20 protein-coding genes are annotated in these 24,761 nt (G+C 31.2%); 12 read left to right on the plus strand and 8 right to left on the minus strand.

Going from position 1 to position 24,761, the window contains the following annotated elements; all coding sequences use genetic code 11:
• Positions 1 to 777 (plus strand): ABC transporter ATP-binding protein, encoded by a 777-nt coding sequence (locus GYM72_RS08400; RefSeq protein WP_105296789.1) that lies wholly within the window; start codon positions 1 to 3, stop codon positions 775 to 777.
• Positions 778 to 791: 14 nt separating this feature from the next.
• Here GYM72_RS08400 and GYM72_RS08405 read toward each other — a convergent pair whose 3' ends face one another.
• Together GYM72_RS08405 and GYM72_RS08410 are read right to left on the minus strand one after the other, a co-directional pair.
• Entirely contained in the window at positions 792 to 1,889 is a 1,098-nt protein-coding gene (locus GYM72_RS08405; protein WP_220264081.1) for a mannose-1-phosphate guanylyltransferase, read from the minus strand.
• Positions 1,886 to 2,500, minus strand: a complete 615-nt coding sequence (locus GYM72_RS08410) for a SprT-like domain-containing protein (RefSeq protein ID WP_220264082.1) — start codon at positions 2,498 to 2,500, stop codon at positions 1,886 to 1,888. The genes GYM72_RS08405 and GYM72_RS08410 overlap by 4 nt, the downstream gene beginning before the upstream one ends.
• A 168-nt stretch (positions 2,501 to 2,668) precedes the next feature.
• On the opposite strand from GYM72_RS08410, the gene GYM72_RS08415 reads away from it, so the two are divergent.
• The 9 genes from GYM72_RS08415 to GYM72_RS08455 all read left to right on the plus strand — a co-directional run bounded on the left by GYM72_RS08415 (position 2,669) and on the right by GYM72_RS08455 (position 14,624).
• Positions 2,669 to 3,898: a regulatory iron-sulfur-containing complex subunit RicT gene (locus tag GYM72_RS08415; protein WP_220264083.1), complete on the plus strand. Its 1,230-nt coding sequence runs from the start codon at positions 2,669 to 2,671 to the stop codon at positions 3,896 to 3,898.
• A 19-nt stretch (positions 3,899 to 3,917) separates the two neighbouring features.
• Positions 3,918 to 4,370: a gliding motility lipoprotein GldH gene (locus GYM72_RS08420; protein WP_220264084.1), complete on the plus strand. Its 453-nt coding sequence runs from the start codon at positions 3,918 to 3,920 to the stop codon at positions 4,368 to 4,370.
• A gap of 21 nt (positions 4,371 to 4,391) precedes the next feature.
• Positions 4,392 to 6,797 (plus strand): penicillin-binding protein 1A, encoded by a 2,406-nt coding sequence (locus GYM72_RS08425; RefSeq protein ID WP_220264085.1) that lies wholly within the window; start codon positions 4,392 to 4,394, stop codon positions 6,795 to 6,797.
• 225 nt (positions 6,798 to 7,022) lie between these two features.
• Positions 7,023 to 7,700, plus strand: a complete 678-nt coding sequence (locus GYM72_RS08430) for a LysE family translocator (protein ID WP_105296795.1) — start codon at positions 7,023 to 7,025, stop codon at positions 7,698 to 7,700.
• An 83-nt stretch (positions 7,701 to 7,783) separates the two neighbouring features.
• A complete protein-coding gene (locus GYM72_RS08435) occupies positions 7,784 to 10,231 on the plus strand; it encodes a TonB-dependent receptor domain-containing protein (RefSeq protein ID WP_220264086.1) in 2,448 nt (815 codons plus the stop codon).
• A gap of 367 nt (positions 10,232 to 10,598) precedes the next feature.
• Complete coding sequence (locus tag GYM72_RS08440; RefSeq protein WP_220264087.1) at positions 10,599 to 11,168, plus strand: Crp/Fnr family transcriptional regulator; 570 nt, start codon at positions 10,599 to 10,601, stop codon at positions 11,166 to 11,168.
• Positions 11,169 to 11,254: 86 nt separating this feature from the next.
• The gene (locus GYM72_RS08445) at positions 11,255 to 11,590 is read left to right on the plus strand and encodes a cupin domain-containing protein (protein WP_220264088.1); all 336 of its coding nucleotides are present in this window, start codon (positions 11,255 to 11,257) and stop codon (positions 11,588 to 11,590) included.
• Positions 11,591 to 11,990: 400 nt separating this feature from the next.
• Complete coding sequence (locus GYM72_RS08450) at positions 11,991 to 13,835, plus strand: M1 family metallopeptidase (RefSeq protein ID WP_220264089.1); 1,845 nt, start codon at positions 11,991 to 11,993, stop codon at positions 13,833 to 13,835.
• A gap of 9 nt (positions 13,836 to 13,844) precedes the next feature.
• The gene (locus tag GYM72_RS08455; RefSeq protein WP_160541686.1) at positions 13,845 to 14,624 is read left to right on the plus strand and encodes a type III pantothenate kinase; all 780 of its coding nucleotides are present in this window, start codon (positions 13,845 to 13,847) and stop codon (positions 14,622 to 14,624) included.
• A 182-nt stretch (positions 14,625 to 14,806) separates the two neighbouring features.
• Here the strand turns inward: GYM72_RS08455 and GYM72_RS08460 are convergent, their stop codons facing one another.
• The 4 genes from GYM72_RS08460 to GYM72_RS08475 form a co-directional block, all read right to left on the minus strand.
• A complete protein-coding gene (locus tag GYM72_RS08460; RefSeq protein WP_160556917.1) occupies positions 14,807 to 15,673 on the minus strand; it encodes a hypothetical protein in 867 nt (288 codons plus the stop codon).
• A gap of 304 nt (positions 15,674 to 15,977) precedes the next feature.
• Positions 15,978 to 17,003: a uroporphyrinogen decarboxylase gene (gene hemE, locus GYM72_RS08465; protein WP_220264090.1), complete on the minus strand. Its 1,026-nt coding sequence runs from the start codon at positions 17,001 to 17,003 to the stop codon at positions 15,978 to 15,980.
• Positions 16,996 to 17,649: a uroporphyrinogen-III synthase gene (locus tag GYM72_RS08470; protein WP_160541683.1), complete on the minus strand. Its 654-nt coding sequence runs from the start codon at positions 17,647 to 17,649 to the stop codon at positions 16,996 to 16,998. Before GYM72_RS08470 ends, hemE begins: the two co-directional genes overlap by 8 nt.
• 252 nt (positions 17,650 to 17,901) lie before the next feature.
• Positions 17,902 to 18,885: an ABC transporter ATP-binding protein gene (locus GYM72_RS08475; protein WP_220264091.1), complete on the minus strand. Its 984-nt coding sequence runs from the start codon at positions 18,883 to 18,885 to the stop codon at positions 17,902 to 17,904.
• Positions 18,886 to 19,194: 309 nt separating this feature from the next.
• Between GYM72_RS08475 and GYM72_RS08480 the strand changes: the two genes are divergently transcribed.
• Both GYM72_RS08480 and mscL read left to right on the plus strand, forming a co-directional pair.
• Complete coding sequence (locus GYM72_RS08480) at positions 19,195 to 21,291, plus strand: type IA DNA topoisomerase (RefSeq protein ID WP_220264092.1); 2,097 nt, start codon at positions 19,195 to 19,197, stop codon at positions 21,289 to 21,291.
• A gap of 70 nt (positions 21,292 to 21,361) precedes the next feature.
• Positions 21,362 to 21,754, plus strand: coding sequence for a large-conductance mechanosensitive channel protein MscL (gene mscL / locus GYM72_RS08485; RefSeq protein WP_160541680.1), 393 nt, complete (start codon positions 21,362 to 21,364; stop codon positions 21,752 to 21,754).
• Between the two features lie 45 nt (positions 21,755 to 21,799).
• On the opposite strand, the gene GYM72_RS08490 is transcribed toward mscL, so the two are convergent.
• On the minus strand, positions 21,800 to 23,236 hold the full coding sequence (locus tag GYM72_RS08490) for an OmpP1/FadL family transporter (RefSeq protein ID WP_220264093.1): 1,437 nt from the start codon (positions 23,234 to 23,236) through the stop codon (positions 21,800 to 21,802).
• Positions 23,237 to 23,259: 23 nt separating this feature from the next.
• Positions 23,260 to 24,630, minus strand: coding sequence for a hypothetical protein (locus GYM72_RS08495; RefSeq protein ID WP_166004712.1), 1,371 nt, complete (start codon positions 24,628 to 24,630; stop codon positions 23,260 to 23,262).
• Between the last annotated feature and the right edge of the window lie 131 nt (positions 24,631 to 24,761).

Below are 24,761 nucleotides of genomic sequence, written 5' to 3' on the forward strand. Positions count from 1 at the left end.
ATGATTTCAGCAATAAACGTTACTAAATCATTTGATGGAGTAGAAGTCCTTAAAGGGATTACTACTACTTTTAAAAAAGGAAAAACAAATTTAATTATCGGACAAAGTGGTTCCGGAAAAACTGTTTTTCTTAAATGTCTTCTTGGCTTATTTGAACCTACTTCCGGACAAATTCTATACGAAAATACAGATGCATCCAAATTATCTGTATCTGAAAGGCAAAATTTACGAAGCGAAATAGGAACCGTGTTTCAAGGGAGTGCCCTGTTTGATTCCATGACGGTTGAACAAAATGTAAAGTTTCCTCTTGAAATGTTTGCAAATATATCTGAAAAAGATATGAGGGAACGGGTAGATCAAGTATTAGAACGAGTAAATCTAACAAATGCGCGTAAGAAATTTCCATCTGAAATTTCCGGAGGAATGCAAAAAAGAGTAGCTATTGCACGTGCTATTGTTAATAATCCAAAATATTTATTTTGCGATGAGCCAAATTCAGGTTTAGACCCTCAGACTTCTCAAATAATAGATAAACTTATTCATGAAATAACCCGTGAATACGATACAACTACTATTATAAATACTCACGATATGAATTCTGTTCTTGAAATAGGTGAAAATATAGTTTACCTAAAAAACGGAGTTAAAGAATGGGAAGGAGATAAAAACTCTATCGTAACTTCTGATAACCAAGCTTTATTAGATTTCGTATTCTCTTCAAAAATATTTAAAATGGCTCGTGAAGCCATGCTATATCATCAAAATAATAAAAAGTAAGAAACGAAGAAATATTATTCTTTTGAAGATTTCTTACTTTCTTCCAATTTTTTAATATTTTCTAAATAATCCTTAATTTTTTGGTCATTATTTCGGGGACATACTAATAGTGCTTCTGAAGTATCCACAATTATAAAATCCGTTAGTCCATCAATAATATATATTTTATTCGAGAGGTCTGTTTTTATAATGGTATTACTGGTATCGTATGTATAAATATTGTTACCGTGTACTGCATTCCCTTCTTCATTTTTATTAAAGTTCTCATATAATGCACTCCATGTTCCTAAATCACTCCATCCAAAAGTAGAAGGAATTACCCAAACATTATCAGATTTCTCTAAAATGCCATAATCAATTGAAATTTTTTCAATTTTAGAATAAATTTTTTCTACAGCCTCCGGTTCTTTATCTATATTATATTCAGGGATTATAGATTCAAAAGATCGATACATATCCGGAAGATATTTTTGATAAGAACTTAGAATACTTCGGCTTGACCAGATAAAAATGCCTGAATTCCATAAAAAATTCTTACTTTTTAAGAACTCTTTAGCCGTTTCAAGATTCGGTTTTTCTTTAAAGGATTTCACTTGGTAAAGTCCCTCTTTGCCTTCTTTAACGTACTCAATATATCCGTATCCGGTGTCAGGTCTTGTAGGAGCAATCCCTAAAGTTACCAATATATTATCATGACTAGCATGTTTTAAAGCGTTTAATACATTAGTAACAAATTGATTTTCATTGATAATTAAGTGATCTGAAGGAGCAACGATAATACTTGCATCCGGATTTAATTTATGGATTTTTTCTGCCATATAAATGTTACAGGCAGCTGTATTCATCATTTTGGGTTCACCAATAATTTGGTTTTTTGAAATATCGGGTAATTGACTCAATGTAAGATCAACGTATTCTTGGTTGGTGATAACAAAAATATTTTCTTTTGAGATAATCTTACTTAATCTTTCAAATGTTTGCTGAATTAACGTTTTCCCTGTACCTAAAATATCATGAAACTGCTTTGGGAATTTTGTGGTACTTATTGGCCAAAAACGACTACCTATACCCCCGGCCATAATTACACAATAATAATTCTTATTCTTTGTCATAAAACATTTATTTCAGTAACCGGAGCATTCTCCGCAATCAAATATCTTTTACCTGTATTTTTTTCAATGCAAATATAGCGAGTTTTTGATTTCTTTAATTTATAAAAAAATTTATTATTAATTTTAAATAAAGCATTTACATGTAAATCTTTCAATAACAACGCATTCGGATCTTGCTTTCTTATAAAATATTCAGATAATTTTTTATCTGCATAAAAACTTGCTTTGGGATTCAGCATAAAAACTTTCAATATCACTTTTAATTCTTCTTCATATACATTAATACTTTCAGAAATCATTTCAGAAAATGTTTTTTTCCACTCTTTACCATGAGGTTGAATTCTTCTAGAATACAAATCAAAAGCTCTTAAATGCGCTATTTCATGGGTTAAAGTTAAAAAACATAATGATTTTAACATACCCGAATTTACTGTTATTATATGAGGATTACCTTCTTGTGGAACTCTATAATCTCCTAATTTAGTTGATCGTGGTTTTTTTATAACCAAATGAAACCAATATGGTTCCAACCATTTTTCAATATAAGCTATTGCTTCCTTAGGGATATGAGGATTTAATTTTGAATAATCTACTTTTTTAGATGTTTCCACTATATTTTTAAATATTTCTGTAAATTTTCTTCAAAAGTAAGCCTTTTATATTAAATAATGGAATATAACGACTAGATACCTTTCTCAAGAAAGGTAATTGTAAAAAATATTTTTAAGACTTATAACTTTAAAAATATCTATCTTTGTGAATTAGATTAATATCAAAATATGGAAACATGCAGTTCTTGTAGTTCGGGAGAACTACCTAAAGGATGTAAAAATAATGGAGCTTGTGGAACTGGAAATTGCAACAGTAAACTTTCTGTATTCAATTGGTTATCCGACATACACCCCCCTACTCAAAAAAATCAACCCCAATATATTGAAGTACGATTTAAAGACGATAGAAAAGATTTTTACCTAAATGATTCTCATTTACCCCTATCAATTGGCGACATAGTTGCTGTGGAAGCTAATTCAGGACATGATGTAGGGATTGTATCTTTAACCGGAGAATTAGTCAAAATCCAAATGAGAAAAAAAAAGGCTAAAATTGATGAACTGTTTAAAGTTTATAGGAAAGCATCTCAAAAAGATATTGAAATTTGGCAAAACTATAAAAACAAAGAGCACTCGGTTATGCTTGATGCGAGACAAATTGCCAGGAGTTTGGGACTTCAAATGAAAATTTGTAATGTAGAATTCCAAGGGGATGGGTCAAAAGTTACCTTATATTATACGGCAGAAGGCAGAGTAGATTTTAGACAGTTGATAAAGGAATATGCTATGTCCTTTCGCTCAAAAATTGATATGCGGCAAATTGGTTACAGGCAGGAAAGTGCCAAAGTGGGAGGAATTGGATCCTGTGGGCGAGAGTTATGTTGCTCTACTTGGCTGACAGATTTCAGATCTGTTAACACTGCGGCGGCAAGATATCAACAATTATCCATCAATCCGCAAAAATTAGCCGGACAATGTGGTAAATTGAAATGTTGTCTTAATTTTGAATTAGACACCTATGTGGATGCCTTAGCTGATTTTCCTTCCAGCCAAACTGTATTAGAAACTGAAAAGGGTAAAGCATATTGCATTAAAGTGGATGTATTTAGAAATCAAATGTGGTTTATTTATACAGATAATTCTATTTCTTGGTATCCTGTAAATATTTATGAGGTTAAAAAATTAGTTGAACTTAATAAAAAAGGTGTAACTATTAAACCATTAGATGAACTTCAGGAAAAAGAAGATTTAAAAGTTGATTTAATTGAAGAAAATAATTTGAATCGATTTGAAAAAAAATCGAAATCAAATACTAAACGGAAATCCAAAAATAAAAATCAACAGCGAACCAATTCAAAAAATACAACTGAAAAGCCTAAACCAAAAGCTAAAACTAATACTAACGTTCAATCAAATTCTAATCAACCCAAAAAAAGAACTCCTAAAAAACCTAAATAATTTTTTAGAACAATTTTAAATGAAAAAATTTCTTTTTATATCTCTTTGCTCAATGCTTCTTTTCATAAATTGTAATCATAATTATGAATACTCACAAATGAAAAGCATCAATAATTCTTGGAGTAAAAAAGATACTTTAAATTTTAATTTTACCGTTAAAAATGCTTCCGACAAAAAAAATATAAACTTTATAGTAAGGAATAATGAGGATTATCAGTTTAGTAATCTCTATTTATTTATTAAATTAAAAGAAGGAAAAAAAGTTATTAGTACCGATACGTTAAATTATATATTAGCTGATAAAACAGGAAAATGGCTTGGTTCGGGCATGGGATCCATTAAAGAAATTTATTTTCAATACAAAAAAGATTTCTCATTTACTAAAAACGGGGACTATACTCTTTCCGTTGTTCAAGGAATGAGGAAAGACACTTTAAAAGGTATTGTAGACTTTGGAGTAACTATTGAATAAACTTACCATAGAATATATATTATGGCATTAACAAATAAAAATAAGAATAAGACCAATACTATAAATAAAATAAATAAATCTAATTCCACTAAAAAATTTATAAGAAAATTTTTTATATGGTTTTGGGGATTATTTTTTGCCGGAATTTTATCATTTGCTTTACTTTTCTTATTAACGATTTATGGCTTCTTTGGAGAAATGCCCAATGTTAGAGATTTGGAAAATCCGGATATATTTGTTGCCTCTGAAATTATATCTGCAGATGGTGTTGTAATTCAAAAGTTTGAAAAAGAAAAAAGAATCCCGGTAGAATATCAAGATTTACCTCCATACCTTATTTATGCTTTAATGTCTAAAGAAGATGAACGTTTTCCTTACCATTCAGGGGTTGATAAAAAAGCTTTATTCAGGGCTGTTTTTTATGGTGGAAAAAGAGGGGGTGGTAGTACTATAACCCAACAGTTAGCTAAACTTCTTTTTACGCAAAAAGATGATGACGAGGGTAACTTTTCTTACAAAGGGGTATCGCAAAATAAATTTCAACGAGCTTTCCAAAAAATAAAGGAAATTATAATCGCGGTTCAACTCGAAAAATTATATACTAAAGATGAAATCTTAACTCTTTATTTAAATAAATTCGATTTTTTATTTAATGCTAATGGTATTGCAACCGCATCCAAGGTATATTTTAACAAAAATGTTAAAGATTTGGATCTATCACAAAGTGCCACATTGGTAGCTATGTTAGAAAATCCAGTAGTAAACAATCCTAAAATTAATCCTGAAAATGCTAAAAAAAGAAGAAATGTTGTCTTAGGCTTGATGAAGGACCAAGGTTACATTACTGAAGCAGAATTCAATTCAATTAAAGAAACTCCTATTGAGCTTAACTACAGACCGGTAAAAGAAATTGGCGAAGGATATTCCGCTTATTTTAAACATGCATTAAAAAAAGAAGTTAATGCTGTTTTAAATGATTATGAAAACCAAACAGGAAAAAAATATAATCTTTATAAAGACGGACTAAAAATATATGTAACTCTAGATTCTAGAATGCAAAAATATGCTGAAGAAGCAATTGAAAAGCATTTAAAAAATCTACAAAAATCTTTTTTCAGAGAGCAAAAACAAAGGAAATATGCTCCTTTTTACACTTATCCGGGAGATCCTAAAATTGATTTTTTATACAACAAACTCATGACAGATGCCATGAAAAGAACCGGAAGGTATAAAAACCTGAAAAATAAGGGATTATCTGATGAGGAAATTGTAACGGAATTCAAAAAACCAATCAACTTACAAATCTTCACTTGGAAAGGCGATAAAGATACTTTATTATCTCCCTGGGATTCTATAAGATATCATAAACATATTATTCAAGCCGGACTAATGGCAATGGAGCCTCATTCGGGAAATATAAAGGCATGGGTCGGAGGTATCAATTGGAAACATTTTCAATACGACCATGTTAAACAAGCACGTAGACAGGTTGGATCCACGTTCAAACCTTTTGTATATGCCACAGCCATTAAAAACCTAAATTACACCCCTTGTACACAAGTTTCAAATGCAACTTATACCAAAGGTAAATGGACAGTTGCCGGAAACGGCGCTTCTATGCCTTTAAAAACAGCTCTTGCCTATTCCAAAAATGCGGTAACAGCAAGGTTAATTGATGCTACCGGATATGATGCAGTTATAAAAATGGCCAGAGATTTAGGAGTTGAAAGTCCTATTCCCAGAAACAATACTATTGCCTTAGGATCTGCAGACTTAACCATTTATGAAATGGTTGGAGCCTATAGCACTTTTGCAAATTTTGGAAATTACACTAAACCTGAGATGGTTTGGCGTATTGAAGACAGCAACAATAAAGTAATTAAAGAATATCAACCACAGGTAAGAGAAGTTATGAATGAAATATACGCTTACACTATGATTGAATTAATGAAAGGGGTTATTGACCAAGGTACAGGTCGAAGAGTCAGGAGTATGGGTATTGATGCTGAAATTGCAGGTAAAACAGGAACGACCAATAAAAATGCCGACGGATGGTTTATAGGAATTGCTCCTAAATTAGCTACCGGCATATGGGTTGGATGGGAAGACAGATATGCGCATTTTGAATCAACTTCCATTGGTCAAGGAGCAAGTATGGCTTTACCTATTTGGGCCTATTTTATGCAAAAAATATATGCTGATCCTAAATTGGAAATAACCCAAAAAGATAAATTTGCCAGACCGGAAACTATGAATGACAATTTTAGTTGTGATGATTTGGCTTCATACGGTGCTTACGACGGAAGTTATTCTTCAGATGAGAACGGAGGGTATTATAATTCATCGAACGAAAACCATGGTTATAATAAAACGGAAAATATAAATCGAGATAACAGAAAAAAAGATACGGTGAATTTTGATAAATAAATAATAAAAAAGTTAATTCACTCTTTATTTTACATTAAAAATAAGTAGATAAACTTTATTATTATAAAGAGCATTTTTTTTATTTTTTTCGTAATTGAGATAAAAATTAGAGATTACACTCAAATAAACATGATAAACAATCCATAAAATAATCTCATCTAACTAATATCTGTCACATTATGTTAACACAAAATTACGTACCTTGCAAATTATTATAATAATTTAATGATTTCTCTGATCACATCTGCAATTTTACTTGGGCTTATTCTCAGTCTTGTTTTAATAGGTCCCGTATTTTTTCTTCTGATTGAAACCAGTCTTACTAAAGGTATAAAACCTTCCATAGCTCTCGAAGCGGGTGTAATTTCTGCAGATATACTTTGTATTTATGTTTCGCATACAGGTAGTAAAGGTTTACTAAAGTTTATAGACACACATCCATCGGTATACATGATTGCCGGTTTTGTAATTTTTATTTACGGATTATACAATATTCTTTCAAAAGGTAATTTGCATATTAAAACAGATGCTAATATTGCGACTACCAATTATTTTAAAACCTATATGAATGGTTTTTTACTTAATTTGGTTAATATTGGTGTTATCGTATTTTGGCTGACAACAGTAGTATTAATATCCGCACAATATTCAAAACCTTCCGATTTTTACTTATACATAACCATTTTATTAATTACTATGGTGTCTGTTGATATGTTAAAAATATTTTTAGCTTCCAAGTTTAAGCACCAGCTGACCGATCAACTTGCCTACAAAATAAAAAAAATTGTAGGTATTGCCCTTATCGTATTTGGTATTATTATCTTTGGTAAAAGCTTTATAAAAACTAAAACAGAAAATCCTTTTGAATTAATCGAAAATAATAACTTCCGAAAGAAAAAGTAACACTAAAAAATAACTCTTCTTATTTACTTTACGATGTAACCTTTCAGTTTTAGCTTTGTCTATACTGAAAATAAAATTAATAAATGACCTCAAGTAAATCCATACTATCAACATTTTGTTTAGTACTATATACCTTTATATTTTCACAAAACATTGTTATAACAGGAACCATAATTACAGATAATAACCGTCCTGTACCTTACAGCAGCATTACTTTAACCAATTTAGAAGATACTTCTAAAGTATTTGGAGGATTGGCTGACGAAAAAGGTAAATTTTCTGTTAAAGTAACACCGGGAGAATATGAATTGGTGATAGATCAGGCGGGATTTGATTCATATGTCGATCAAAAATCGCTTCTTCAATCAACTTCCTTAGGAAATATAAAGATTGAACAAACGGCTAAAGAATTGGAGGGAATTGTTGTAGAAGGAAGAAAGCCATTATATAAAGTTGAGTTGGATAAAAAAATATATGACGTTTCTCAAGATTTAACTGCCAAGTCAGGAACTCTTTCAGATGTTATGCAAAATGTTCCATCGGTGACTGTAGATGTAGATGGAACAGTTAGTTTACGAGGTAATGACAATGTTAAAATTTTAGTTGACGGTAAACCTTCTGCCATGTTGGGAATTAATGATACTGCCGAAGCTTTAAAATCCATACCGGCTGATATGGTCGAAAAAATCGAAGTAGTTACCAATGCTTCTGCTCGTTATGAATCTTCAGGAACTGCCGGTATTATAAATATAATTACCAAAAAAAATAGAAAAAAAGGTGTTACCGGAAGTATTCAAATGTCCGGAGGATCTCCACAATCGTACGGTACATCCATTAATTTAGGATATGGCAAAAAAAAATGGAACTGGTTTACCAATATCGGTTTTAGGTATGGTAAAAATAAAGGTAAAGAGAAAAAAAATTACATTGGTTATGATATGAACCACCTTATGGATGAAAATTCCCTACAAGATTCTAAAAGGAATAGAGAAAGAACTTCTCTAAATGCAAGTACGGGATTTAATTTTACTTTTGACGAACAAAACTCATTATCTACCTCTATAGGATATAATTATAATACCAGCAATTATTTAAGTACCACCCACTATAATACCACATTATATCCCTCACTTATACAAAGCCTTACAGAAAGAAAAGAACGAGAAAACAGAAATAATTACGGAATCGACGGAAACCTAAATTTTACGCATAATTTTTTTAAAAAAGGAAATATACTAACCGTTGACGGATTCTACTCTTATAATCTAAAAGATTCCGATTCTAAAATCTATGACCGAATTCCCGGTTTAAATACCAATGATAATACGCAAACCAAAATAATGTTGAAATCTGATTATGTATTGCCTTTTAAAGAAGGTTCTCAATTAGAAGCCGGAATGAGAGCTGATTATTCTAAAATTAAATCAGATTTTTCTTTAAATGAATTTAAAAATAATTCGTGGGTAGTGAATCCTGATCAAACAGACAATACGGTTTATCAAGAAAACATTTTATCTTCTTATTTACAATATGGAAATAAATGGGGGGGATTTTCATTTTTAGCAGGATTAAGAGAAGAAACGTCAATTATCAAGGTTGTTTCTCGTCAAGCTAATTCAACCATTACTAAAAATTATACGGACTTATTTCCTACTCTTCACCTAAATTATGATCTAACGGAAAAAAGCCAATTGCAAATCAGTTATAGCCGAAGGATATTTCGTCCGGACAGCAGAATGCTTATCCCCTATAAAAACATTTCTGATGACAGGAATACTCGTCAAGGAAATCCGGACTTAGACCCGTCTTACATCAATTCTTTTGAATTGGGATACAACCTTCAACAAAGTAATTGGGGAATTACTCCTTCTTTGTATTATCAACGAACACAAGATCCTTTACAATTCATAACTACATCAGACCCTCTCGGAAATTTAAATACCATGCCTACCAATTTAGGACATGAAAATAGATACGGTGGAGAATTGTCTTATTCTGTAAATCCTTATAAATGGTGGAAAATTTTTGGAGATGTAAATTTATTTCAATACGAAAGCTATGGGAATTATTCGTATGAAAAAATTAACACTATAACCGGAAGTACCACCTTAGTTACCGAGAATTTAGATAAAAAAGGGTTTACATGGAGAACTCGTATGAGTATGACAGTAAAACTCCCGGAAAATTTTAATTTTCAATTACAAGGAAATTATATGGCACCTTTTAAAAATGGACAAAATAAAAGTAAAGAAATGTACGGAATGGATTTAGGAATCAGCAAAGATATATTAAAAGGTCAAGGGACATTCCTTTTCAATATTCAGGATGTTTTTGATTCTAAAAAAAGGAAATTTAAAACATACGGAGACGATTTTTACAGATATTCGGAAATGCAATGGCGTCCAAGACAATTTACCCTATCTTTTACTTATAGATTCAATAATAGTAATGATAAAAGGAGTAATAATAAAAAGAATCGCCAACAAAATAATACTGATACTAATTCCGATTTTGACTATATAAACATGTAATCCTTATTTTTTAAGTATTTAGATTACAAAAAATGCATAGGTGATTTCATAACTTCATAAAAACTATTAGTAGCCCTTTAACTTTTGTAATGCATTATATGCGTTTTCAGTAATGATTATTTATAAACTAAAAAGTTCTGAACTTTTATTTAATTACTCTATGAAATCGCCGATACTTATATAGTATAAATCTGTTTCCTACTTAAAAATTCATTATAAAACTATGTAAAGTTGCAATATCACTTAAACACATATTCTAATATCTAAACTGTACAATGAAATGACTGATATTCGAAAGTTACTTAATAAATTCCTTTTGCACTAAAATTACTTATTACTTAGGTATATTTACATAAAAATACAACATATGTTTTTAAAGGATTTAATTTGTACTAAATTAGAATTAGCAACTCAATATTATACCAGATTATCGGAATTGCTGGAAGTAAAAACATTGTTTAAAAAAGATTTTCTTATAGAAGAAGGAGAAATTTGTTCTTTTATTGGTTTTGTGAAAACAGGAGTTCTAAGATCTTATTTAGATAAAGATGGAAAAGAATTTAATATTGACTTCTATTTTTATGAATCAATAGTAACTTCATACAGAAGTTTCTTAACAAGGGAGCCAAGCATTGGCAGTATACAAGCATTGGAAAATTCAACTATTTTATGTCTTTCTAAAACTAATTATGATTTGCTTCTCAATGAATCAAAAGCATGGTTTAAAGTTGCAAAATACATTTCAGATATTTTATTCGTTAAAAAATGCCAAAAAGATATTTCTCTTTTAATGAATACTGCTTATGAAAGATATAAATTATTGCTACAAACATATCCAAATGTGGAACAATTGGTACCACAATATCATATTGCTTCTTATATAGGAATTGAACCCGAATCATTAAGCCGTTTGAAATCTCTTAACATAAGTCAATGAAAAAATAATTATATACAACTACCTTTGGATCAAATTAATTTAATAAGCACATAATTACTTAGTGTTTTTTATTTAAATATATAATCATGTTAAAAAGTAATGTTACAAGAAAAGATCTAAAGACTGTTGTATTAAAGAACCAAACCGTTTCAAGAATTGAAATGAAGGAAGTCATCATCCCTCCAAAAGGAAAAGCAGATTATCACCTTCATCCATGTCCGGTTATCGGATGTGTATTATCCGGAACCTTGTTATTCCAAATTGAAGGACATGAACCGGAAATCATTAAATCCGGAAATGTGTTTTACGAACCTAAAAATCAACCCATTAAACATTTTGACAATGCTTCTGATTCAGAAAATCTTATTTTTTTAGCATATTATTTACTGGAAGATAATGAAGATCTAATAACTATATTATAAAAATAGTAGACAATGTTTAATAAACATGTATAAATTATCATAAATACAAGAAAAAAAACACATAAAAATCACTTCTTTCCTATCATGATAATTATTAAGTTTTAAAATTCAACATTTGTAAAAATTATTACTCTCTAATTAGTTGCATTAAATCAATACTTTATATTTTCCTTAAATTATATGATTTGGGGATTTTTAAATATTTATACTATATCTTATTATTTTATCGTTACTAGTAACAATCCTTTTAAGAATATAATTTTCTTACTATAAAACATTTCATTAACTTAAATATCTGCGCAAATGATAAGATATTCCAGCAAAAGTTAAAAAATTATTGAAATGTAATTTATTACTTATTTAATAAAATTAATCTTTAAATTGCGTTAAATCAATTTTAATGAAAAAAATATTTTTTATTTGTTTCCTAACCTTAGGATTACTATCTAATTCACAAATAAATAAATACTATCAACAACAGGCAGATTATAAAATGAATATTGATGTTGATGTTAAAAATTACCAATATAAGGGCCATCAACAAATTACTTATACAAACAATTCCCAAGACACACTTTCTGTTTTCTATTTCCACTTATATTGGAATGCATTTCAACCAAATTCAATGATGGATCAGAAATTACAGGAACTAAATAAAACTGCTGACAAACGAATGATTACCGGTGAAGGGAAATCACGTATCTCATCGTTGAAATCTAATGAAATAGGGTATCAAAAAATTAAATCCTTAAAACAAGAAGGTATACCGATTACGTTTACTGTTGAAGAAACTATTTTAAAAGTACAATTGGCAAAACCCATATTACCCCATACCACCACTCATTTTGAAATGGAATGGACCTCACAGATTCCTCCGGTTATTCGAAGAGCCGGAAGAAATAATTCCGAAGGCATTGATTTAACTATGACCCAATGGTACCCGAAAGTAGTAGAATACGATTATGAAGGTTGGCATACCTTTGATTATATCGCAAGAGAATTTCAAGGAGTTTTTGGAAATTTTGATGTAACGATAGCAATTGATAAAAATTATATTATTGGAGCCGGTGGAGTTCTCCAAAACCCCAAAGACGTTAAAGGATATCTTGCAGATGCTCAACCGGTGGTTAAAAAAAATAAAACATTATGGCATTTTAAAGCAGAAAATATTCATGATTTTGCCTGGGCTGCCGATCCTGATTATACAGTTGATTCAATCTCCATAAAAAACGGACCTTTGGTTTATTTGATTTATCAGAAGTCTGAGCAAACCAATTATTGGGAAGAATCTAAACCTTATATCAAGAAATACTTTTCTCTTATGAAAGAAAACTTTGGTGCCTATCCCTATCCAACCTATTCTTTTATTCAAGGAGGAGACGGTGGCATGGAATATGGGATGTGTACTATGATCATGGGAAATGCAAAATCTTTGGAAGGACTTGCCGATTTGATGTTTCATGAAGCCTCTCATTCTTGGTTTCAGCATATACTTGCTTCCAATGAAAGTATGAGAGCTTGGATGGATGAAGGGTTTACTTCGTATGCAGAACATTTAATGATGGCTAAAATATTTCCTGACCATGTAAAAAATTATTCAAACCCTCATTATAATAGTGTTGAATTTTACACAGAATTTATAAAAACTAGACAGGAAGAAGTAATGGGTATTTTTTCCGATCATTTTTTAACTAATAATGGCTATAGTGTTGCTGCCTATATTAAAGGCGAGTTGTTTTTAGTGCAATTAGAATATATTGTTGGTAGACAAACTTTTTTCAAAATAATGAAAAATTACTTTGAAACATGGAAATTTAAACATCCTACCGACAGGGATTTTATACATATTGCTCAAAAAATATCAGGCATGGATTTAAAATGGTATTGGAACTATATGACTTATACCACTCGAACTATTGATTATGCTATCAAAAGCGTAGAAAAAGAAGGAAAAACCACTAAGGTAACACTTGAAAATCTGGGTAATTTTCCGATGCCGATAGATGTTAATGTAACATATTCAGATGGTTCAAAACAAATATATAATATTCCTTTAAATATGATGCATAATTATAAGAAACAAGAATCTGATGTTAATCAAAAAAATCTACCTTATTGGAAATGGACACAAAAGGAATATGAATTTAGTCTGAATGTATCACCTGAAAAAATTAAATCTATTGAAATAGACGCCACTTATCGAATGGCAGACATCAATAGAGAAAACAATATTTATCCTAAATAAAATATACATATGCTTTTAGTAGTAAACATCGGAAATAGCAATATACGTTTTGGAATATTTCAAGAAGAAGAGTGTATTAATTCATGGGTAATGAATACTAAACCTTATAAAAGTGAAGATGAGCTATTTTCTCAATTTAAAATGACTTATCAAAACTATGGGATTAATCCCAATGATATTACCGAAATAGCAGTAGGCTCCGTTGTACCCCATTTAACATATCCTGTAAGAAAATCGCTAACCCGTCTTCATAATATAAAAACGGTTCAAGTAACCAGAAATACCCCTACAGAGCTAACGTCTAGTACCCCGCAAATGGGTACCGATCTTTATGCCAATGCATATTATGCCTATAAAAAATATAAGGGGACAAAAATTATCGTAGATTTCGGGACTGCATTAACTTTAACTTGTGTCGATAAAACCGGAGATATAAAAGGGGTAATTATTGCCGCCGGTGTCATCACTTCTTTAAATTCTCTAATTGGAGCAACTGCACAACTTTCAGATATTGAAATGCGCACTCCTAAAAGCGTACTTGGTAAAACCACGGAAGAATCTATGCAAAGTGGAATGGTGTTTGGTTTTTTAAGTATGGTTGAAGGTTTAATTGATCGGATTAATAAAGAATTAGGGGAAGACACTTTTGTAATAGCTACCGGAGGACTCGGCCATCTATTTGCTCCCTTAACAACTAAAATTCATATTTATGATCGTTTCCATACCATAAAAGGCTTACGGGAACTATACTTAAAACAAACCTTAGAAAATAAAAATTCTAAATTTTAGTTACCAATTTTTATGTATAATTATAGTTAATAATGCATACCTTTTTCTTTTTTAAACTTTGTGATATATCATAAATCTAAAAATACACACATTATACATAAAATAGTTGTATTATCATTTTATAAAAATATTTACATAAATAAAATTAGAAGTTATCCCCTTTTTTACAACTACTATTTTTATTAATTAATTCTTAAAATATCAATAATTTTAACTCCAAGATTATTTGGTAATATAGGTAAAGCTGTATCGGCTCGAAACATAATCTTATATCCTTGACTAATTGAATTTGAATCGGAAAGTGTAGGAAAAGCTATTTGAAATTTTACACTGCTGCCGACATTAGTTCCTGCGGGAACAATAATTGCATCTGAATAAACCGTTTCTCCGGTAGCATTGGATACAATTGAGACATAAAATATACCATTAGTAATCGGTTGTCTGTTTAAAATTTGATATTCAAAATTAATACGGAAAAAATTGGCTTGATCAGCCAGTTTGTTTTCAAAAAGTAGTGTTCCTGAATCTCCATTTTTAGGACTGAGAATATCTATCGGCGAACTTGATGGTGAGGGCCAAGTACCATTTACAAATTGAGGATTTACTGCGACTGAATTATTTTGAAGTAATAATCCGTACGATTGAGTACCTGAAAGTGGAACATACCCCGATTGATTAATGCTTATTTTTACACCTACTAAATTTTTACCATCTGAAGGCGAAATACTATTGTTGTTATTACTGGAATAAAGGCGTTGCCATTCATGTCCATTAAACATATAAACTCCGGCTTCTCTAGTATAAACTTGGTTATTAATTGTTTCTGTAAATCCATCCGGATCATAAATAATTAAACCGTTTGCAGGTTTTTTAATTGTAACGGTATCTTTTATAGAAGTAATATTTACTCGAGGAGGTAAAAAACCTTTATTAGAAGATTTTATGTCTAAAATGGAAGAGCTGTCCGGAGTTTCTGTACCTATACCTACTTGTCCAAAAAGAATAATTGCATGCACAACGAAAGCGAAAATTGATAAAATTTTCTTCATAAAATTAAATTTAAAAATGTTATTTTGGGTAAAAATTGAGAACTTTAAATCTACTCAGACAGATAATTTAGATGTAGAGGCATTTAAATAATTTACAAATATCATGCCCATATAATGCTATGTATGAATTATTTACAATTTGCCAACTATACAATTTGAAGTAAAAAAACGTTTCGTTTTAGGATATATGCAATCCCGCTGATCTTTATTCGATGATGGTATATTTTTTCTAAAAGATATAACTATGAAGTTATGTAAAAACTAATTATTATTTAAGTAACATACAGATTTCATCGATTTATTGCTATTCTTTAAATTCCACAATAGCCTTAATAAATACCTCAGCATTTTCTAAAGGGACATTTGGTAAAATTCCATGACCTAAATTGGCTATATATCGTTGAACACCAAAATCACGGATCATTTGTTGTGCTTCAGAATATATTTTTTCAGGAGAAGACAGCAATTTAGCCGGATCAAAATTTCCTTGTAATGTAATTACGCCGCCCGTAAATTCTCTAGCTTTTTGAGGCGTAATAGTCCAATCTACTCCTAAAGCAGAAGCCTTAGATCGGGACATGGTTTGTAGTGCATACCAACAGCCTTTTCCAAACACTATAACCGGAACTTTGGGCGCTAAAGATTCAATAATCTGATTTATATAGTTCCATGAAAATTCATCATAATCTTTAGGAGATAGCAAGCCTCCCCAACTATCAAAAATTTGTACGGCATCTACACCATATTCAACTTTTTTTAATAAATACCGGATGGTATAATCTGTAATTTTTTGCAGTAATACATGAGCCCGTTTTGGATTTTTAAAGCAAAACGATTTAGCTTTATCAAATGTTTTAGAACCTTTTCCTTCGACTGCATAGCATAAAATCGTCCATGGGCTTCCTGAAAAACCGATTAAGGGAATTTGATTATCTAGAAGTTTTTTAGTAAGGGTTATAGCTTCCAATACATATCCTAAACTTTCTTCAATCGGAGGATTTTGCAATCTATCAATATCAGATTCAGAAGTGATAGGATTTTCCAAATAGGGGCCTACGGATTCCTTCATTTCAAAATTCAATCCCATGGCTTGAGGAACTACTAAAATGTCTGAAAATAAAATAGCCGCATCTATAGGAAACCTTTTTACAGGCATTAGAGTTATTTCTGCTGCCAATTCAGGAGTTTGACAACGGGTAAAAAAATCATACTTATCTCGTAAAGCTCTAAATTCAGGTAAAAATCTACCAGCTTGACGCATCATCCATACCGGTGGACGTTCGACATGTTTACCTTTTAAAGCATCCAGAAATAAAGTATTTTTAATCATTTATTTTCTTTTTTATTAGTTCAAGTAAGGATTCTTTTGTTGTATCTTCCGGATAATATATTTTGTATTCTCCCAGTGTACTAACCGTTTCAGCGGTGGTTTTACCGCTTGTAAATATAATAGTTTCCTGCGGAATCTCATTCATGGAACTAAAGGATCTTACTGCAGAAGGACTTGTAAAAACAATAGCATCATATTGCTTATCTATTTTATGAGGAGTTAAAAGGGTTTTATAACATTCTATTCCAACAACTTCCACTCCATTTTTACGTAAAGCGTCCGGTAAAATAGTGAGCGACAAATTTCCTTTAAAAAAAACATATTTTTTTATATCTGTTTCCAGCATTCTTTCCAACAAATCTTCAGCATAATTGGTTATAAATGCAATATCTCTGTTCTGTCCGTATAATTCTTTTGCGGTACTTTTTCCTACTACAAAAAATTTACCTTCCAGTTCTATATCCTTGATCGCTTTTGCAGAATTTTTACTGGTTACAATAAACGAATCAACATCTAAAGGAATTTGCTTAATAAATTCATAATAAGGATAGATTTCTACATATATAAAAGGAATATAATCAATTTCATATTCCTGCTCATAATCATCCGGAATTGAGAAAGAAGAAGTAAATAATATTCTTTTCATATTAAATTGATTTATACAAATATACTGTTATTAAATGCACTTAAAAAATCAACAACTAAAAATATCATCGTTTTGCAACAAAATTCATACATTTTATTATTTTTTTATCCTTATTACTGAGTATTTAAAACAATATTGCTTTTAGAATCATTATTTTTAAAGTATAATTAATAGGAAATTCAACCTACTATACTAAGTGGCTAAGCAATAACGATTATCTGGTAAATCTATAATGAGATTTTAAACTATTAGTTAATTAAATTTATTATCCAATAATTTCTGATATTCATAAAATTGTAAAAAACACCCTTTGCCAATCGGTAATGATTCATCACTAATAAACCAAAATCTTTTAAATTTTGAAATACTTTCCACGAGATAATGACTGCCCATAAAATAGCTTCTTATTACTTTTACAGGAATACCCGATTGAGAAATTATAAATTGATGTGGATAAATTAGAATTTCATCTTCTACTAAATCTTCAAACAGGTTCGGAAAATCTGATCTTTTTAAAATGCTATTTTCACCAAATAAATTGGCAACATAGGTATTTTCGGGATTTCGATATATATCATGAGGATTGCCTTGTCGTATAATTTTACCTTCTTTAACAATCATCATTTCATCTGCATATGCCAAAGCGTCTTCTATTTCATGGGTGGCTAAAATAATGGAAATATTATTTTCTTTAGCAAAATCAAAAACAGCTCTTTTTAGTATATTTTTCTTAAAAGTATCGACTTGAGAAAATGGTTCGTCTAATAACAATACTGAAGGAGTTTGAGCTAAGGCTTTCGCCAATGCCACTCTTTGTTTCTGTCCTCCGCTTAGTGAGATAGGTTTTTCATCTACATAATCCGCCATGCCCACTAAATCGAGCAAAAACATAATTCTGTTTTGCTTTTCTTTCAAATCTATATTAGAGAGAAATTTACCCACATTTTCGCCAACGGTTGCATAGGGCATAAGCCCGAAATCTTGTTCCAAATATTTAAATTCAGGTTCTCCGGGAACTAAATTTCCTTTAAATCCTGCTAATTTTTTTCCTCTATATATAACTTCTCCACTCTCCCATTCCAACAAACCATAAACTAACTTTAAAATGGTACTTTTACCGCTTCCACTTTCTCCTACTAGTGCCAGCATATTTCCTTGCTTTAAAGTGAAAGAAAGAGATTCAATAATTTTTTTATCTTTAATGTATGAAAAACATAGATTCTTAACTTCTAACATATAGACTTATTTGTAAAATTCTCTGATTATGATTCAATGCTACAAATGCTTACTGGATTAAGCATAATTTCACAAATTTAAACTATTAATGCTAAAAACATCTTTTAAACTTTTATTTATTTTACTATAAATTTAATGCGGTTTCAACTGTTCTTTGGACAAAATTTTGAATATAATTTTTATAATTAATATCAAATATTGTTTTCAAATCATAAATTATTCAAATGCTAATCCGACCTTTTTTAAAAGATCAATTACTTAGTATACTTAAAAAATTGCAATTTTGCAGGAAAAATCCTTCCATCAGTAATGATTGTATGTATAGCTGAAAAACCAAGCGTCGCTAAAGATATTGCTCAAATTGTAGGGGCAAAAGAGAGAAAAGACGGATTTTACCAGGGAAACGGTTATCAAGTTACCTGGACTTTTGGTCATTTGTGTACCTTAAAAGAGCCTCATGATTATAACCCGAACTGGAAGTATTGGTATTTGGAAGACCTTCCTATCATTCCGTCTAATTTTGGGATTAAGCTTATTTCCAACAAAGGGGTGGAAAAACAATTCAAAGTAATAGAAAGCCTGGTTGCTGAATGTGAAGAGGTAATCAATTGCGGGGATGCCGGACAGGAAGGTGAATTGATCCAACGGTGGGTATTGCTTAAAGCAAAATGTAAAGTTCCCGTAAAACGATTATGGATATCATCTCTGACAGAACAGTCTATAAAAGAGGGATTTGAAAACCTTAAAGAATCTTCCCAATATGAAAATTTATATGCTGCCGGAAGTGCCCGCGCAATCGGCGATTGGCTTTTGGGAATAAATGCTACCCGACTTTTTACTAAAAAATTTGCCATAAATAAAACCTTATTATCAATAGGTAGAGTTCAAACGCCAACGTTGGCAATGATAGTACAACGGCAAAAAGAAATTGATTCTTTTGTTGTTGAGGAATACTGGGAATTAAAAACCATATATAAGAATGTGGAATTCATTGCTGATATCGACCGATTGAAGAGCGAAGACCGAGCTAAAAAAGGATTAGAATATTTACAGAAATATCCTTTTGAAATAGTTTCTTTCGAGAAGAAAGAGGGAAAAGAAAAGAATCCTCGTTTATTTGATTTGACTTCTCTACAAGTTGAGGCAAACAAAAAGTACGGTTATTCTGCTGATAATACTTTAAAATACATTCAAAGCCTCTATGAAAAGAAATTCGTTACCTATCCTCGGGTTGATACCACTTATCTTTCGGAAGACTTATATCCTAAGATCTACGGAATTCTTTCAAGCATGAAATATTATGAAAATCTTATTGCTCCTCTTTTAGAAAATCCGATACCAAAATCGAAAGCTGTTTTCGATGACACTAAAGTTACGGATCATCATGCTATTATACCTACCGATATTTTACCCGAAGGTATCTCGACTGATGAAAAAAAGATTTATGATCTTGTTGCCCGAAGATTTATTGCTGTATTTTATCCTGAATGTAAAATTTCCAATACTTTGGTAACTTCAAAAGTTGGTGAAGTACCCTTTAAAGCAAGCGGTAAACAAATTTTGGAACCGGGATGGAGAATCATCTATGAAAAAGATAAAAAAAATGAAAAAGAGGAAAATTTAATTCCGGTTTTTGAAGTTGGAGAAAGCGGTCCTCACGATCCATTCATTCATCAAGGAAAAACTACACCTCCTAAATATTTCACCGAGGCTACTTTATTAAGAAGTATGGAAACCGCCGGTAAACAAGTAGATGATGAAGAAATGAGGGAAGTAATGAAGGATAATGGTATTGGACGTCCTTCTACTAGAGCAAATATTATTGAAACTTTACTACACAGAAAGTATATCGAGAAAAAAAGAAAAAATATTTATGCCACCTCAACGGGAATGGATCTGATCGACACGATACAAAGCGAAATTTTAAAAAGCGTGGAGCTTACAGGTCACTGGGAAAAAAAACTCAGACTCATTGAAAAAGGGGAATATTCTTCCGATCTATTTAAAAAGGAACTTATCGAAATGGTAACCGACCTGACCCAAGAAGTTAAAAACAGTCAATACAGACGAATATCCATACAAGAGAAAAAAAATACTGAAATAAACGAAAAATCTAAAAAGAAAACCAGAACCCTACGACCTGTTGAAGATTTATTCTGTCCAAAATGTAAAACTCATAAATTGATCAAAGGAAAATCTGCTTACGGCTGTTCCGATTTTAAAAATTGTAGTTTTACTATACCTTTTGAAATATTCGGCAAAAAATTAACTTTAAAACAAATATCCGATCTAATAGGTAAAGGTAAGACAACAAAAATAAAAGGATTTACAGTTCCCGAATCTCAGGAGAAAAGGGACGGTATTTTATTATTTAATGAAAATTTCGGAATAGTATTTGAAACCTAACTAAATCAGCATATATTATGTTAATTTGAAATTTAATTTATTTTTGCAATTATAATTAAAATTATTATTTATGAGTTTAATAAAAGAATTTAAAGAATTTGCCCTAAGGGGAAATGTGGTTGACATGGCTGTCGGTGTAATTATCGGGGGCGCATTTAACCAGATTATCACATCTTTAGTTGAAGATATTATCACCCCTCTTGTTCTCACTCCTGCATTAAAGATGGCTGATTTGACCGATTTGGCTAAATTAACCATTCCGGGAACAGCTATTAAATATGGTAACTTTTTATCCACTTGTCTATCATTTTTAATTATTGCTTTTTGTTTATTTATGATGATAAAAGTGATCAATAGGCTTAATAAGAAAGACGAAGAGAAAAAAGAACAAGATAACACACCTAAACCGCCTTCTCAAGAAGAATTATTAACTGAAATCAGAGATTTACTCAAAAATAAATAAAAAAAATCCTAACAGAAGTTAGGATTTTTTATTGTGAATATATTTTTAAAACCTCATACCCAAAGTTAATACAAAATTATTTTGGATATTATTAACTTTTCCTAAATACGGTTTATCTAAACTTATTGCAAGATTGGATCCACCTACCGTATAAAAGTCACCGGAAAGGGTCGTGCGATAATCTGTTTTAATATATTGATATCCTAGGTCCACAAAAAATTGACCAATATCATATCCGGCTCCAAAAGACAATTTATTTTTTTCACCTGCCAAGTAATTTTTCACAAATACAGGATCACTGTTTGTATCCCATATTCCTGATATAGAATTACTTTTTACAGGAGAAGAAGCATAAGCGTAACCGGCGCGTAATTTAAGTTCTCTAAACCTGTACTCAATACCTGCGCGGTATTCTTGGGAATTTCTTACGTAGTCATTAACAAAATTATTATTTAACCTATAGTCAACATCTCCTTTAAATTCCATGTCTTTATTAAAGTAATTAATAAAATCAAAATTAAAGGCTAAGGAATTATCATCATCCACGATATTGGAAGCAAAAGCGCCACTTAATACCAATTTTCCGGGAGATACATTTTTATAATGATCATAATAAACATAATCTTCTACGAATTGTCCTTTATCATCGTATCCATATATCCATCGGTAATCATCCATATCAGACCACCAAATAGGAGAATGATAGGCAGCCCCTAAACGAATCTCAGGTGTAATTTTACCGATTACCCCCACATTTAATCCGAAACCGTTGGCTTCTTGACTATAAGGCGTTAATTGTTCATTGAATTTCATATATTCCCCATCTACTGTGTTTCTATGACCATATTCAGAATTGCGATCAATATTTAAATAATGCCAATCTAATCCAATACCGAAATATAATCTATCCATGTAATTGGTTGCCAAACTAAATTTCATTTTTGATTTATATCCATTGGTATACTGATCATAATTGACCATTTCATAAAGTTGATCTACATTATCTTTATTAGGATATAAATAATTTAATTTGGTATTTCTGGAAAAATTTACGTCGTTATCTACTCTTTGATAAGAAAAGTTTACTCCAACGTTTACTTTAAATACATCTGCTTCATCACCTAAAGCCAATGCAACTCCGGCACCGGGAACATTAAAATTGGTATCGGTATTGGAATTTACTCCGTTGCCCATAGTAGCTTTATTTTTGTTGGACAAAATACTCATTGAAATATTGGCTACGGAATTTCTAAAAATACCTAAACCGGCAGGGTTTGTTTCTACGGCACTAAGATCACCTCCTAAAGCTCCCATAGATCCCCCCATACCGATATATCTGGCAGTACCTGTTGTATTATTGGAATTATCACCAAAAATAGTAAAAGCATCGGATACATCATTGGGATAAAATCTATTGGTTTGTGATTTACCTATCAAAACCATGGATGAAAGGATAAAACCGTATAATAACTTCTTTTTCATAATTTGAGTTTTATTATTATATATTATCTTCTACCACCTATAACGCCACCGCGACCACCACCTAGGGAGCCTCCTCCAAAGCCGCCACGGCTGCCACTACTTATGGAACCACCTCCAAAGCCTCGATTACCTCCTCCAATTATAGATCCGCGAGAACTTTCGCGACTGCTTGAACTTGGGGTTTGATAGTTTGGTGAAGATATTCTAGAAGAACCTGATTCGTAATTTCTGGATCCTCCCATAATTCCTGTACTGTTTCTAGATCCTCTTATTGTACCTGAATTGGATGATTCTCTTCCGGTTCCGGAATTTCCAATCCCCACTTGATTTCTTGATCCTTCCAATGTACCTACACTATTTCTGGAGCCTCTAATTACGCCTGTGGATCTTGATCCTTCTGAATTAGTTATCGTATTATTTCTTGAGCCTCCAATTACAGCCCCGGAATTGTTTCTTGAATTTTCGGGAGTAACAACTGCGGCATTAGCTCTTGAACCGCCTATAATTGAACCGTTTCTTCCACTTTCATTGTTTCTTGAAATAGTGGATGTAGAACCTCTATTGATTCTTGAATTACTTATCCCATTGCTTCGGCTTCCCGAAATGATGGTATTTCTACTATTTTGTCTTTGAATGTCTTGTATTTGTCTAGAACGAGACGTTCCGTAAGATCTTGAAATGTATGAGTTTCCTCTTGAACTATTCAAATAGGAAGACCTTGATCCGTAATTGGCATAATATCTTGAACAACACCAACCATTATCCCAATAATGGTGATGAGGTCTCCAATAACCCGGATAATTCCAACCCCAAGATGGACCCCAATATGAAGGATAATCCCATCCCCAACCGGACCATCCCCAGCCCCAGCCTACTGAAACGCCCCAATTCCATCCATAATAGGGGCTCCAATAACTTCTCCATCCCCAATATGGGGCGCCCCAATAATAGGAATAATAAGGACTGTAACCTCCGTAATAATAATTATTAACTACAGTTCCGCCATCATCTCCCCAACCGTCTCTGTTATAATTATTGGAATAGGATTGATTGATATCATCACTGTAGCGATTGACAGTATTGGAAGAAGCATCACTTTTGTTATAATCATCATCGTATAATAAATCACTGGCATTAGAAGTTGGATCAATATATTTTTTACCTATTCTTACTTGACTGTCTGAATATGAATTGGATGAGCTTGTACCCTCATCATATACGTAATCATAAGACTTTTGTTTATTATTTTTTCGAGTCTTATTTGAATAATATACACTATCCTCACCGGCATATGAAGATTGGCCGACATAACATGATGTTAAAAAAACCGACACCCATAAGAGAGTACCAACTTTCATGAAAACTCGTCCTAAATTACAACTGATATTCTTCATGATATTTTTTTAGTAGTTTATATATTTATTATAATTTTGTTCTTGAATCATTTTAAATTCGCAAAAGTCGTACCAATTAAGAAATACCTATTTTGCTGCAATAGTAATGTGACAAAGTATCTTAAGAATTA

The organism is Apibacter sp. ESL0404 (genome assembly GCF_019469245.1).
GTDB lineage: Bacteria > Bacteroidota > Bacteroidia > Flavobacteriales > Weeksellaceae > Apibacter.